Annotated in this window: 11 protein-coding genes; 10 read left to right on the top strand and 1 reads right to left on the bottom strand. The window is 67.2% G+C overall.

Translation table 11 applies throughout. The features are described 5' to 3' along the window. Position 1 precedes the first annotated feature (1 nt). From OG225_RS01885 to OG225_RS01840, 10 genes are all read left to right on the top strand, one after another. On the top strand, positions 2-1,210 hold the full coding sequence (locus tag OG225_RS01885; protein ID WP_405180141.1) for an amidohydrolase family protein: 1,209 nt from the start codon (positions 2-4) through the stop codon (positions 1,208-1,210). Between the two features lie 132 nt (positions 1,211-1,342). Continuing rightward, on the top strand, positions 1,343-2,566 hold the full coding sequence (locus tag OG225_RS01880) for an RtcB family protein (protein ID WP_405180140.1): 1,224 nt from the start codon (positions 1,343-1,345) through the stop codon (positions 2,564-2,566). Positions 2,567-2,778: 212 nt separating this feature from the next. Beyond that, the gene (locus tag OG225_RS01875) at positions 2,779-4,944 is read left to right on the top strand and encodes a RecQ family ATP-dependent DNA helicase (RefSeq protein ID WP_405180139.1); all 2,166 of its coding nucleotides are present in this window, start codon (positions 2,779-2,781) and stop codon (positions 4,942-4,944) included. Positions 4,945-4,994: 50 nt separating this feature from the next. Continuing rightward, complete coding sequence (gene ligD / locus OG225_RS01870) at positions 4,995-5,954, top strand: non-homologous end-joining DNA ligase (protein ID WP_405180138.1); 960 nt, start codon at positions 4,995-4,997, stop codon at positions 5,952-5,954. 178 nt (positions 5,955-6,132) lie between these two features. Continuing rightward, complete coding sequence (locus OG225_RS01865; protein WP_405180137.1) at positions 6,133-7,080, top strand: D-isomer specific 2-hydroxyacid dehydrogenase family protein; 948 nt, start codon at positions 6,133-6,135, stop codon at positions 7,078-7,080. Positions 7,081-7,135: 55 nt separating this feature from the next. Continuing rightward, positions 7,136-8,122: an alpha/beta hydrolase gene (locus OG225_RS01860; RefSeq protein ID WP_405180136.1), complete on the top strand. Its 987-nt coding sequence runs from the start codon at positions 7,136-7,138 to the stop codon at positions 8,120-8,122. Between the two features lie 10 nt (positions 8,123-8,132). After that, positions 8,133-9,074 (top strand): SDR family NAD(P)-dependent oxidoreductase, encoded by a 942-nt coding sequence (locus OG225_RS01855; protein ID WP_405183160.1) that lies wholly within the window; start codon positions 8,133-8,135, stop codon positions 9,072-9,074. Continuing rightward, positions 9,055-9,975 (top strand): ferritin-like domain-containing protein, encoded by a 921-nt coding sequence (locus OG225_RS01850; protein WP_405183159.1) that lies wholly within the window; start codon positions 9,055-9,057, stop codon positions 9,973-9,975. Before OG225_RS01855 ends, OG225_RS01850 begins: the two co-directional genes overlap by 20 nt. Before the next feature lie 26 nt (positions 9,976-10,001). Further along, entirely contained in the window at positions 10,002-11,525 is a 1,524-nt protein-coding gene (locus OG225_RS01845) for a flavin-containing monooxygenase (RefSeq protein ID WP_405183158.1), read from the top strand. Positions 11,526-11,652: 127 nt separating this feature from the next. Then, a complete protein-coding gene (locus OG225_RS01840) occupies positions 11,653-12,435 on the top strand; it encodes a MerR family transcriptional regulator (protein WP_232839546.1) in 783 nt (260 codons plus the stop codon). A gap of 2 nt (positions 12,436-12,437) precedes the next feature. Here OG225_RS01840 and OG225_RS01835 read toward each other — a convergent pair whose 3' ends face one another. Next, on the bottom strand, positions 12,438-13,295 hold the full coding sequence (locus OG225_RS01835) for a ParA family protein (RefSeq protein ID WP_405183157.1): 858 nt from the start codon (positions 13,293-13,295) through the stop codon (positions 12,438-12,440). Positions 13,296-14,058: the final 763 nt, after the last annotated feature.

Here is a 14,058-nt window from a genome sequence, read left to right as displayed (position 1 = left end):
CATGATCACCGACACGATCGCGCTCACCGACCACCACTGCCACGGTGTCGTCGACGCCGACCTGGACCGTCCGCGTTTCGAGCGTCTGCTCGGCGAGGGCCCGTGCGGCACCTTCGATTCGTCATTGGGCCTCGCGGTGCGCCGATTCTGCGCGCCGGTGCTCGATCTGCCCGCCCACGCCGCGCCCGACGAATACCTGAACCGCCGCGCCGAACTCGGCTGGCGCGAGGTGACGACACGGCTGCTGCGTGGCGCGGGGGTCACCCGATGGCTCGTGGACACCGGATGCTGCCCCGAACCCGACGGCGACCCGGGAGCGTCGTCGTTCACGGTGCCGGTGCATCCGGGCGCGCGGCACCGTATCGGGGTCGACAGCCCCGCCGTCGACCCCGGGTCGCCGTTCGTCGCGCGCCGCGACGCCCAGCTGGCGCGATTCCGTGAACTGTCCGGTGGCGCCGTCGACGAAGTGGTGCGCCTCGAGCAGGTCGCGGAATACGTCATCGCGCAGCGGCGACATTCGCCCACGCTGTTCGCCGAGGTCGAGAACGCGTTGCGGGAGCGCGCCGCACACGCGGTCGCCTTCAAGACCGTCGCCGCCTATCGCTGCGGACTCGATTTCCCGCTGGTCGATTCACCGCCGGCGGCCCTCACCCCCGTACACCGCATCGCCGATCCCCACCTGATCGGATGGCTGATCGGCCTCGGGGTACGGCTCGGCGCGGAATTGGGGCTGCCGCTGCAATTCCACACCGGTTTCGGTGATCGCGATCTGCGACTCGACCACGCCGATCCGCTGCTGCTCACCGATTTCCTGCGCGCCACCTCCGAGGGCGGACCGACCGTCGTGCTGCTGCACTGCTGGCCGTTCCATCGCCAGGCGAGTTATCTCGCGCATGTCTTCGACCATGTCCGCATCGATCTGGGACTGACGATTCCGTATATCGGCGCACGCGCGGGATCGGTGCTGGCCGAAACTCTCGAACTCGTGCCGTTCCGGTCCCTGTGCTATTCCTCGGACGGTTTCGGTCTGCCCGAACTGCACTACCTCGGCGCGATGCTGTGGCGGCGCGGAATCGGTCGGCTGATCGACGAATGGATCGCCGACGACGCGATCACCGTCGCCGATGCCGAGACTCTCGTCTCGGCCATCGCCTCGGAGAACGCGCGACGGATATATCCGTCCGCGGGCGGCACCGCGAATCGGACCTGAATTCGTCTCGAAGATCCTTTTCCCGCAATACCGTTCACCACGGTCGGCATCCGGTCGCACCGGAAATTCGGATGCTTTTCCGGCGTCGGCTCTCTACCGTGGAAATCGTTGTAGAACGAGAGGACCGAGACGATGTTTCCCGTCGAGCTGCCCGGTGCACGGGCGCAGACGCTGATGTGGGCCCAGGAGCACGAGATCGATCAGGCCGCGTTGCGGCAACTGCGGAATATCGCGGAACTGCGCTGGGTCCACGGCGTGCGCGTGATGCCGGATGTGCACCTCGGCAAGGGAGCCACCGTCGGATCGGTCATCGCCATGCGGGACGCGGTCTGCCCGGCTGCCGTCGGCGTCGATATCGGATGCGGGATGGAGAGCGTGAAAACCGATCTCACCGCCGCCGATCTGCCCGACGATCTGGGTTCGCTGCGCAGCCGCATCGAGGCCGCGGTGCCGGTCGGTTTCCAGTCGCACCGCGATCCGGTCGACGTCAGCAAGGCAGGCGCTCGATTCGCCGCGTCGCACGGTGAGCTCGCACGCGGCAACAACGCCTGGCGGCGTTTCTGGGACGCGTTCGACACGCTCGATCCGGGGGTGAGCGCGCTGGAGAGCAGGGCGCGCAAGCAGCTGGGCTCACTCGGTGGCGGCAACCATTTCATCGAGGTGTGCCTGGACGAGACCGACGCGGTCTGGATCCTGTTGCACTCCGGGAGCCGCAATATCGGCAAGGAACTCGCCGAGCGGCATATGGCGGTGGCACGCGCACTCCCGCACAACACCGACCTGCCCGATCGCGACCTGGCGGTCTTCGTGTCCGGAACCCCGGAAATGGACGCCTACCGCCGCGATCTGACCTGGGCGCAGGAGTACGCGGCGCGCAACCGCGCGGTGATGCTCGCCCTGGTCTGCGGCGCGGTGAGCGACGAATTCAGCGGGCGGACAGTGCGTTTCGACGATCCCATCTCCTGCCACCACAACTATGTGGCGGAGGAGGAGATCGACGGCGTGCCGATGCTGGTGACCCGCAAGGGTGCGGTCAGGGCGGGCGCGGGCGATCTCGCGTTGATCCCGGGCTCCATGGGAACTCGCTCCTACGTCGTGCGCGGTAAGGGGAATCCCGCCTCCTACCGGTCCGCGTCGCACGGTGCGGGCCGCCGGATGAGCCGCAACGCCGCCAAGCGCCAGTACACCGTCGCGGACCTGATCGCCCAGACCGAGGGGGTCGAGTCGCGCAAGGACGCGGGCGTGGTCGACGAGATCCCGGCCGCGTACAAGGATATCGACGCCGTGATCGAGGCCCAGCGCGATCTGGTCGACGTCGTCGCCACCCTGCGCCAAGTGGTCTGCGTCAAGGGCTGACCGCCTTCGGCCCCCGCCGCGCGACGTCTGGTCGCGCGGCGGGGTCTATCCGCCTGATCGTCGTCGTGGAAGCCGGGTCCTTCCTGTCGTACGGCCATCGGTCACACGGCCGCCGAATGGTCGTCGGAACCGGTCGGGTGCGGACACCGGCCGTTCGAGGCGAACCACGCCGCCCCGTACCCGTGTCGGTGGGGTGGGGCACGATGGAGGCCATGACTTCGGCGAGCGAGACCACCGTGATCGACACCGCCGCGCCCGACCTGCGGGAACGGGCGGAAGAACTGCTACGCGAACTGGCCGGGCCGGACGCTCGGCTGCGTGAGGACCAGTGGACCGCGATCGAGGCGCTGGTGGTGCAGCGGCGGCGGGCACTGGTCGTGCAGCGAACCGGGTGGGGTAAATCGGCGGTGTACTTCATCGCGGCCAAGTTGCTGCGCGGTGCGGGTCGCGGACCGACGGTGATCGTCTCCCCGCTGCTGGCGTTGATGCGCAACCAGGTGGCGGCGGCCGAACGGGCCGGGGTCGTCGCGGCGACGATCAATTCGGGCAATGTCACCGAATGGGACGATATTCACGCGCGGGTCGCGAGCGGCGAGATCGACGTACTGCTGGTCAGCCCGGAACGGCTCAACAACCCCGATTTCCGGGATCAGGTGCTGCCGAGGCTGGCCGCCGACGCCGGACTGGTCGTCATCGACGAGGCGCACTGCGTGTCGGACTGGGGCCACGATTTCCGTCCCGACTACCGCAGGATCCGCACCCTCATCGCCGACCTCGGCTCGGATGTGCCGGTACTGGCGACCACCGCGACCGCCAACGACCGGGTCGTCACCGATGTCGCCACCCAGATCGGCGCGGAATTCGATCCGGCCTACACCGGGTCCACCGGGCCGAGCGACCGGACGCTGGTCCTGCGCGGCACGCTCGACCGGGAATCGCTGCACCTGTCGGTGGTCCGTTTCGGCGACGCGGTGGAGCGCACCGCCTGGCTCGCGGGTCACCTGCGCACTCTCGACGGTTCCGGCATCGTCTACACCCTCACCGTCGCCGCCGCGCACGATCTGGCCGACGTGCTGAACGAGCACGGTCACACCGTCGCCGCCTACACGGGGCAGACCGATCCGGCCGAACGGGAGGCGCTGGAATCGGCCCTGCTGAACAACGAGGTCAAAGCGCTCATCGCGACCTCGGCGCTCGGCATGGGATTCGACAAACCCGACCTGGGATTCGTGGTGCACGTCGGTGCGCCGTCCTCGCCGATCGCCTACTACCAGCAGGTGGGGCGCGCCGGACGCGGTACCGACCGAGCCGAGGTGGTGCTGCTGCCCGGCCCCGAGGACGCGCGGATCTGGAGTTATTTCGCCTCGGTCGCCTTCCCGCGCGAGCACATCGTGCGCACGGTGCTCGACGCCCTCGAATTCGATCGCCCGCTGTCGACCGCCGCGCTGGAACCCCTGGTCGAATTGAACCGCTCCCGGCTGGAGATGGTGCTCAAGGTGCTCGACGTGGACGGCGCGGTGCGCCGGGTGCGCGGCGGCTGGATCTCGACCGGGCAGCAGTGGACCTACGACGCCGATCGCTACGAACGCCTGGCCGCCGCCCGCGAGGTCGAGCAGCAGGCGATGATCGATTACCAGGCCACCACCGGCTGCCGGATGAATTTCCTGCGCCGCCAACTCGACGATCCCGGGCTGCCCGCCCTCGACGCCGAGACGCCGGGCTGCGGCCGTTGTGACAACTGCACCGGCACCCGCCCCGACGCCACGGTCGATGCCGCCTCGCTCGCCTCGACCCGGGCCCGGCTGGATCGTCCCGGCCTCGACCTCGCGCCGCGCAAGCAGTGGCCGACCGGTCTCGGCAAACTCGGTATCCCGCTGTCGGGCAAGATCACCGGTGGCGCCGACACGGGCCGCGCACTGGGCAGACTCACCGATCTCGGCTGGGGCCAGCGGCTGCGCGCCCTGCTCGACGCACCGGACGACCCGATACCCGACTCCGTCTTCGACGCCTGCGTCACGGTGCTGCGCGAATGGAAGTGGGCCGCCCGACCCATCGCCGTGATGGCCCTGGAGTCCTCCACCCATCCGGTGCTCACCGCGACGCTGGCCGCGCGCCTGGCCGAGGTCGGCCGCCTGCGTGACCTCGGCACCCTCCCGACCCGTCCCGGCCGCCCGCCGGTATCGGCCGCCAATTCCGCCCACCGCGTCGCCGCGCTGCACGACTCGTGGGAGGTCCCCGACCTGTCCGCGATCGAGGGACCGATCCTGCTGGTCGACGCCCTCACCGACACCGGCTGGACGCTGACCCTCGCCGCGCATGCCCTGCGCGCCGCGGGCGCCGACGCCGTACTCCCCTTCGCCCTCGCCACCGTGACGTAGCTCGCCGCGATATCCGGCTCGGCGAGGCCGGAACGACTATCGTCGGTCGGGTGGCAGGCAAGTCGGCGACGCCCGCGATCGAGTTGGATATCGGCGATCGGACGGTGCGGATCTCGAATCCGGATCGGGTGTATTTCCCCGAGAGCGGGGCGACCAAACTCGACCTGGTGCAGTACTACCTGAGCGTGGGTGACGGGATCGTCAACGCGCTGCGGGAGCGGCCGTGCATGCTGCACCGGTTCCCCAAGGGGCTGGCCGGTGCCAAGGTGCATCAGAAGCGGCTGCCCGCCGGTGCGCCGGAGTGGGTTCCGACCGTGCGCGTGTACTTTCCGCGCTATGGCAGGCACGCCGACGAACTGTGCGTCGGCGGACTGGCCGAGGTGATCTGGGCCGTGCAGATGTCGACGGTGGAGTTCCATCCGTGGAATTCACGGCGTGCCGACACCGAGCGGCCCGACGAATGGCGTATCGACCTCGACCCGATGCCGGACTGTCCGTGGTCGCGGGTGCAACGGGTGGCCGGGGTCGTCCACGAGGTGCTCGACGATCTCGGCGCGGTCGGCTGGCCGAAGACCTCCGGCGGTAGAGGTCTGCACATCTACGTCCGGATCGCGCCGGAGTGGAGTTTCGCCGAAGTGCGAAGGGCCGCTCTGGCTTTCGCGCACGAGGTGGAGCGACGCGCACCCGATGACGTCACCACGACCTGGTGGCGCAAGGATCGCGATCCGAAACTGCTGTTCGTCGACTACAACCAGAACGCGCGTGATCACACCATCGCCGCCGCCTATTCGGTGCGCGGTGTCCCCGAGGCGACGGTCTCGACCCCGGTGAGCTGGGACGAGATCCCGAATATTGATCCGCGTGATTTCACGATGAAAACCGTTCCGGCGCGCTACGCGGAACTGGGTGATCTGCACGCGGGCATGGACGACGCGGTATTCGCGATCGACCCACTGCTGGCCTGGGCCGATCGTGATCGGCTCGAGGATCCGCCCGACGATCGGGGGTGATCGATCACCGGTTCGAGTGCCCCGCGCACGGCGGCGACGAACCCCGCGGACCAGCGACGCGACCACGTTCGCACGCCGGGTTGGTGCTAGATTTTCGATGGCGGGCATCGGCCCGTCCAGGCCGGCCCGGGGGTGCGCTGACCGGCCGCGATCGGTGTTCCGCGAGGAGGTCCGCAGTATGAGCGAGCCAGTTGTCCCGGTGGCGATCGGCCCCGACCGACCCGCGCCGACCCTGGTGGAGAAGGCCGTGGTCGAGGGGGGTGCCGTCGTCTCCGATCTCGACGAGGCCAGGGGGCTGATCTGGGTGGGCAAACCGGCCGATTTCCCGCCGCTGCCCGAATCGGTCGAATGGGTGCAACTTCCGGCGGCCGGGGTCGAGGACTGGTTCACCGCCGGCGTCTTCGACCGCTACCCGAAGGTTCGATTCACTTCCGCCGCAGGCGCTTTCGCGGCGAGTGTCGCGGAGCACGCGTTGATGCTGCTGCTCGCCGGAGTGCGGTATCTGCCCGAGCATCTGCGGGCGGACAGCTGGCGGCAACAGGATTTCTTCCCGCATGTCGGATCGCTGCGCGGCAAGACCGTCACCATCGTCGGCGCGGGCGGTATCGGCCGCGCGCTCATCCCCATGCTGACACCGTTGGGCGCGCACGTGATCGCGGTGACCCGGTCCGGCCATCCGATCACCGGTCCCGATATCCCCGACTCCGTCGAGACGGTCTCCACGGACCAGCTCGGCAAGGTCTGGTCCCGCACCGATCACGTCGTGGTCGCCGCACCGGCTACACCCGAGACCAGGCATCTGATCGACGCCGACGCGCTGTCACGGCTCAAGCCGTCGTCCTGGGTGATCAATATCGCGCGCGGTCCGCTGATCGACACCGACGCGCTGGTGGCCGCGCTGTCCTCGGGCATCATCGGCGGCGCGGGTCTGGACGTCACCGACCCCGAACCGCTTCCCGACGGTCATCCGCTCTGGACATTGCCGAATGTGATCATCACGCCCCATGATTCGAATCCGCCGCAGTTGCGTCTCGCCGCTTTCGCCGACCACGTCGCCGCGAACGTGAGCCGTTTCGTCGCGGGTCGGGAATTGCTGGCGCCGATCGATCCGAGGCGCGGCTACTAAGCCTCTTTTCAATGTGCCATTGACAACTGGCACATTGATCGCTGATCCTTGAGGCATGACAAGGTCAACGAGGACCTCGGTCCCCGCCATCCCCGCGGCGCCCTCGCTGCGCGCCGTCGTCGCGGCCAGGGCGGCCGAGTACGGGCTGCGGCCGCTGAACTGCGCGATTCCGCTCAACACCCCCGGCATCTGGTTCGCCCGCACCCTGATCGCCACGATCATGGCCGCTGCGGGCCCGACCCTGCCGGGAACCGCGGTCACCCGGGTCGGGGCCGGAGCGGTGCGCGGCGAATGGGTGCGTGCGCCGGGCGTACCGTTCGGCACGAAAGTCGTCTACTACATCCACGGCAGCGGTTACGTGCTGTGCTCGGCCCGCACCCACCGCGGACTCGCCGCACGACTGTCGAAACGGATGGGTCTTCCGGTATTCCTCACCGACTACCGACTCGCGCCGGAACATCCCTTCCCCGCCGCCGCCGATGACGTCGAAGCGGGCTACCGATGGCTGATCGACCGCGGCACCGACGCGAAAGATATTGTCATCGCCTGCGATTCGGCGGGCGGACATCTCGCGCTCGACCTGCTCATCGAGAACGGACGCCGTCGCGGCCCACAGCCCGCCGCCGTCACGATGTTCTCGCCGCTGCTCGATCTCACCCTCGGACTAGCGGCGGAGCAGGAACGGCGGCAACGAGATCCGGTCATCTCGGCGACCGCGGCGGCGCGGCTGCCCCGTCAGTACACCGGAGGCCTGGCCGACGACGCGCCCCGGCTGCGGCTGACCATCCCCGACGGGATCGAACTGCCGCCGATCCTGGTCCAGGCGGGCGGCGCGGAAATGCTCAGCGCCGACGCCCGAGCGCTGCACGCCATGGTCCGCGCCGCGGGCGGGGTGTGCGAACTCGAGATCTGGCCCGGTCAGGTGCACGTCTTCCAGGCGCTGCCCCTGCTGACCCCGGAGGCGGACCAGGCCCTGGCCCGTGCCGCCGACTTCCTGCGCGCCGCCCTCGTCGCGCCGACCGTCTCGGAAAAGGTGATTTGACGTGTTCGGAGTGGAGAAATTCCTGCCGCCGGGACTGTTGCCGTTCGGCATCGGCTCGGCACGGCGCAGCCATCGGGCGCGCGCCGTGGTGACCGGTGCGGGCAGTGGGATCGGACGCGCCTTCGCCCGGGAGATCGCGGCTCGCGGCGGACAGGTGATCTGCGCGGATATCGACGAGGCGCGCGCCGACACCACCGTCGCGCTCATCGAACGCGAGCATCCGGGCCGCGCCCACGCCCTGCGCTGCGATGTGGCGCGCCGCGAGGACGTACGGGGACTCGCGAATTTCGCCGAAGCCGTCTTCGACGGTCCGGTCACCCTCGTCGTCAACAACGCGGGTGTCGGCATCGGCGGAAAACCGGTGGGCGAGATCGGATTCGTGGACTGGGAGTGGGCGCTCGGCATCAACCTGTGGGGTGTGGTGCACGGATGCGAGGTCTTCGCACCGGTGCTGCGGGCCGCGGGAAAGGGCGGAATCATCAATGTCGCCTCGGCCGCGGGGTTCGCCGCCGCACCGTCGATGGCCGTCTACAACACCTCCAAGGCGGCGGTGATGTCGCTGTCGGAGACCATGGCCGCCGAACTCTCCGGAACCGGTGTCGCGGTGACGGTGCTGTGCCCGACCTTCGTCAAGACCAATGTCACCCGTGACGGCCGGATCACCGACGGATCACAGCGACTGGCGGACGCGCTGATGCGCTGGACCGGTTTCACCCCGGAATACGTCGCGAGGACCACGCTCGACGCCAACGACCACGGCAGGCTCTACGTCCTGCCCCAACTGGACGCACACGTGGTGTGGCGACTCAAGCGCTACTTCCCCGCCCGGTACACCTACGCCCTCGGACTCCTCGAACGGTTACTGCCGCACGACGATTCCACCGAAGACGACCGCGCGACGGTCACCGAGCAGACAGGAGCCCGACATGGCCATCGCGATGGACTTCGATGACATGCTGCGCAAGATCAAGGACCGGCAGTGGGCACTGGCCGATATCGAGTGGGACGCCCCCGGCGTCGAGACCATCTCGCCGGAGCTGCACGCCAAACTCAAGCCGTTCATGGCCGATCTCATGTGGATCGAGAATGTCGGCGCGCGCGGATTCGCCGCCATGGCCAGGAAGGCCCCGACCGAGACCCTCCGCGAGATCTACCGCTATTTCCACGCCGAGGAGCAGAAGCACGCCAATGCCGAACTGGCGCTGATGCGCCGGTGGGGCATGCTCGACGGTGACGAGATCCCGCAGCCGAACGTGAACGTCAAACTGGTCATCGACTTCCTCGACAGGTACTCCGACGACATGTCGCTGTCGTTCCTGGGCACGGTGATTCCGATGCTCGAGGTGACCCTGGACGGCGCGCTGGTCAAATTCATCATGGACGAGATCGAGGATCCGGTCTGCCAGGAGGTGTTCAAACGCATCAATGCCGACGAATCCCGGCATCTGGCCGTCGATTTCGCGGTGATGGATGTGCTCGGGCACGCGCAGATGCGCAAACTGCTTGTCGACCTCGTCGGCGGCTGGGTCAAGCCGACGTTCCTGATCGGCGTGCTCAGCTACGTACCGCTGCTGAACAAGATGCGCGACAACATCGTGGCGATGGGCGTCGACGAGGAGAAGCTCTACACCGCGCTCAAGCGCTACGGCAATGTCGGCGAGCGCAGCGAATTCGCCCGCAGGCTGCCCATGTATCAGATCGTGAAGATGCACGGCAGCTGGGTCATCGATCGCGACCACCCGTACCACCTGCTGGCCGACGCGCTGGTCAAGATCACCGCGCGGGTGCCGAAAGCGGTGCTGCGCAAGGACCCGACGTGGTCCAAGGAACTCACCTACGAGCCCGCGACGTGACGCGCCGCACACGGAAGGAGACCACCGTGGCGAGCGCGGCGGTAGTTCCCGAAGCGGGGACACTCGATGTCGCCGTCATCGGCGGCGGATTCGCGGGGATCGGCACCGCGATCCGTTTGAAACAGCGCGGCATCGAGAATTTCGCGATCTTCGAACGCGGCACCGCGATCGGCGGCACCTGGCGCGACAACACCTATCCCGGCGCTGCCTGCGATATCCCCTCGCGGCTGTACTCCTACAGTTTCGCGCCGAATCCCGACTGGTCGCACACCTATTCGGGCAGCGAGGAGATCCTCGGCTATATCGAGTCGATGGCCGCCGAATTCGGGCTGCACCGTCATTTCCGGTTCGCGCACAATGTCACCGGGATCGTGTTCGACGAATCGGCCGGGCTGTGGGAGGTGAGCGTCGAAGGCGGCGTCGACCCGGTGCGAGCGCGGACCGTGGTCCTCGCGTCGGGGCCGCTCGCCAACGCGAGTCTGCCGCCGATCCGTGGGATCGAGACGTTCACCGGGCACATGATCCACAGCGCCCGCTGGGATCACGACTACGACTTCACCGGCAAACGCGTCGCGGTCGTCGGCACCGGCGCCAGTGCGGTGCAGATCATCCCGGAACTGGTGAAGAAGGCCGCGTCGGTCACGGTGTTCCAGCGGACGCCGGGGTGGGTGCTGCCTCGGGTCAACCGGCGGACCACTCCGCTCGCCAAACAGCTGTACCGGCATGTGCCGGGGGCCGAAACCCTGTCCAGGCAGCTGTGGTTCTACGGGCACGAATCGGTGGCGCTCGGCGTGGTGTGGAACACGCCGCTGACCCGGGTCGTCGAAATGGTCGGCAGGGCGCAATTGCGGAGGCAGGTGAAGGACCCGTGGCTGCGGCGTCAGCTCACCCCGGATTTCCGGGCGGGCTGTAAACGTCTGCTGATGACCGACGACTACTACCCCGCGCTACAACGCGACAACTGCGCACTGATCACCTGGCCCATCGCCCGCATCAGCGAACAGGGCATCCGCACCGCCGAGGGCATCGAACACCGGGCCGACTGCCTGGTCTTCGCCACCGGATTCGACGTGTCCAAGACCGGGACGCCGATTCCGGTGGTCGGGCGCGACGGGCGGGTACTGGCCGATGAATGGTCCGGTGGCGCCTACGCGTACAAGAGCGTCGCGGTCTCGGGGTACCCGAATCTGTATTTCACCTTCGGCCCGAATTCGGGTCCGGGCCACAATTCGGCGCTGGTGTACATGGAAGCCCAGATCGACTACCTGGTCGGCGCGATCGGCACCGTCCTCGATCGGAATCTCCGCCTGCTCGACGTGCGCCGTGAGCGTCAGGACCGCTACAACGCCGCGATCCAGCGCAGGCTCACCGGCACCACCTGGAATTCGGGCTGTCGCAGTTGGTATCTCACCGAAGACGGTTTCAACGCGACCATGTACCCGGGTTTCGCGACCCAGTACGTCGGCCAGTTGCGCGCGCTGAACCTGGACGACTACCACGTGGTGCCGTCCGAGACGAGTCCACGGCGACCGATCGCCGCGGTTTCCTGAGTCGCCGTCGTTTCGTGAACGACCACGATTCGCCGTATGCCGGAGGCCCGCGGCCGGGACGATAGACTCGGTCCTTCGAGGATCGAGTCACCCGGCCGCGGGACCGGAGCCGGACAGGTGCGAGGAGGTGAATGCGCCGGTGGAGTACCGGATCGACGATCTGGCTCGTGCCGCGGGTACCACCACGCGCAACGTGCGCGCCTACCAGGAGCGCGGGTTGTTGCCGCCCCCGGTGGGCAAGGACGGTCGCGCGAGCATCTACGGCGATGTCCATCTCGAACGGCTGCGCCTGATCGATGCCCTGTTGCAGCGCGGCTTCACCACCGCGCATATCGGCGACTTCATCACCAGCTGGGAGACCGGCAAGGATCTCAGCGAAATCCTCGGCCTCCAGCACGCCGTCACCGCGCCGTGGGCGCCGGAGGAGACCTTCGAGGTCTCCCGCGAACTGATCGGCACCATCCTCGGCACCGATTCCGACGAACTGGTCCAGCGTCTGTGCGAGATGAAACTGGTTCGGATCGACGGCGACACGGTCACCTTCACCGACACCCAACTGCTGGCCTCGTTCGCCGAACTGCACGAATACGGCCTGGAACTGCGCACCCTCATCGAGATCTACGCCAAGGTCGCCGACCGCATCGACGACATCACCGGCATCCTGATCACGGCCGCCAAGGAACACATCGTCGACGAGCACGGTCCCGGCTGGCTCCCCGAGACCAGCACCGAGATCGCCGACACCACGACGATGCTGGAGAAGATGCGCGAACTCGCCGTCGCCTCGGTCCACAGCACCCTGGCCCGATCACTCGACGTCACGCTGCGCCGCGAACTCGGCGACTACCTCGCCACCGCGGCCGAACGCGAGCGCGCCAGGGCGAACGATTCGGTCCGCCCGGGCGAATAGTCCTACGGCACAACGAATCCACGAATGATCGCGACCTCGGCCGATTGTTGGATGACCTCTTGTGCCAGCGCCCGATACTGTTCGGCGCCTCGGGATGTGGGGGCCCACGCGGTGATGGGCTCGCCTGCGATGCTGGCGTCGGGGAAGCGAACGGTCCGCGAGATCATCGTGTCGTAGACCCGGTCACCGAAGACCTCGGCGATACGCGCCAGCACCTGACGTGCGTGCAGCAGGCGCGGATCGTACATCGTGATCACGATGCCGAGCAGGCTCAGTTGCGGGTTCAGCCGGTCGCGAACCTTGCCCATGGTGTCCGTGAGCAACGCGAGTCCGCGAAGCGCGAAGAACTCGCACTCCGTCGGGATGATCACACCGTCCGCGCAGGCAAGCGCGTTCACGGTGAGCAAACTCAATGCGGGCTGGCAATCGATGAGGATGTAGTCGTAGCGTTCCCGGAGCGGCCCGAGCACCCGCCCCAGCGTCTGCTCCCGCGCAACCTCGTTGACCAGCTGAATCTCCGCCGCGGATAGATCGATATTGCTCGGTAGTAGATCCACATTGTCGACGCAAGTCTTCATCAACACCTCGTCCACCAGTGTCTTCGGCCCTACGAGCAGGTCGTACACCGTCGAAGTCAAAGCATGGTGAACCACACCGAGACCGGCGGACAGCGCGCCTTGCGGATCCAGATCGACCAGCAATACCCGCCAGCCCTGTTCCGCCAGCGCGGCACCGAGATTGACGGTAGAGGTGGTCTTACCCACGCCGCCTTTCTGATTACACAGAGCAATGATCTGCGCTGCACCGGTTGGCAACTCGGCCATCTCCAAAGGTTTGTCCGCACTGACTACTGTCACGATCTGCCGACTCTCCTGTTCGTCTGTTCCACCGCCGCTGCGACTGCAAGGCAAAACACCAAACTACGGGCAGATTGCTGAAAAGTCGCCAGAACAATCGAGTGTCGGCCGGAAAGATTGCCGACCAACGACGAATCCCCGGTCACCGCCAACCACTATGCCGCTTCCCGCGGATCATCTCCACGGCGAGGTCCAGCCGACCCCCGCCCGACAGTGAACTCCTCGAACTGTCCCCGCCACTGCTCAACGGCTACGCCATCGAGCGCGGCCCCCTCCAATTCAGTTGTGTCCCACACAAACACAACCTGATCACGCGGTGGTCGCTCGCTCCACTTCCAGCGGCCTGACCAGCAGAATCATCCGCCACGAAGTACGGCTGGAATATCAGCGTGAACGATGTCGTCGCCGCGATCCCGAACCAGCGCGCGTGTTTGTTGCCCGCCACTCCGAGGCAGACTCCCGACAGGGCTATGAACACGACGATCCAGCTCGCCCGATAACAAGTGCTCGTTTCCGGCTCAGGATTCGAGCACCCCGAAATGATCACTGTCGCGCCGATATTGTTTCCAATCAGCCGGAACACCTGGTTCGAGCCGATCGAGTCTCGATTCTCGCTCGAACTGTGAGCAATCCATCGGTAAGCGGATCGGCCGGCTCGGTATCATCACGTGGCGGACCGTGTATTGATTCTCCTGAATGTCCGACAGTGCCGACGACTGCAGATCCGGCTCGAATCCCGCAAGACCGGGCAGGCCGACCTCAGCCT

The organism is Nocardia sp. NBC_01377, assembly GCF_045040005.1.
GTDB classification, from domain to species: domain Bacteria; phylum Actinomycetota; class Actinomycetes; order Mycobacteriales; family Mycobacteriaceae; genus Nocardia; species Nocardia noduli.
Note: the sequence above shows the minus strand (reverse complement) of the source record. Positions and strands in the feature narration are given on the sequence as shown.

Coding starts and splice junctions, on each gene's coding strand:
- OG225_RS01885 (WP_405180141.1), top strand. CDS start 2: ATGATCACCGACACGATCGCGCTCACCGACCACCACTGCCACGGTGTC.
- OG225_RS01880 (WP_405180140.1), top strand. CDS start 1,343: ATGTTTCCCGTCGAGCTGCCCGGTGCACGGGCGCAGACGCTGATGTGG.
- OG225_RS01875 (WP_405180139.1), top strand. CDS start 2,779: ATGACTTCGGCGAGCGAGACCACCGTGATCGACACCGCCGCGCCCGAC.
- OG225_RS01865 (WP_405180137.1), top strand. CDS start 6,133: ATGAGCGAGCCAGTTGTCCCGGTGGCGATCGGCCCCGACCGACCCGCG.
- OG225_RS01860 (WP_405180136.1), top strand. CDS start 7,136: ATGACAAGGTCAACGAGGACCTCGGTCCCCGCCATCCCCGCGGCGCCC.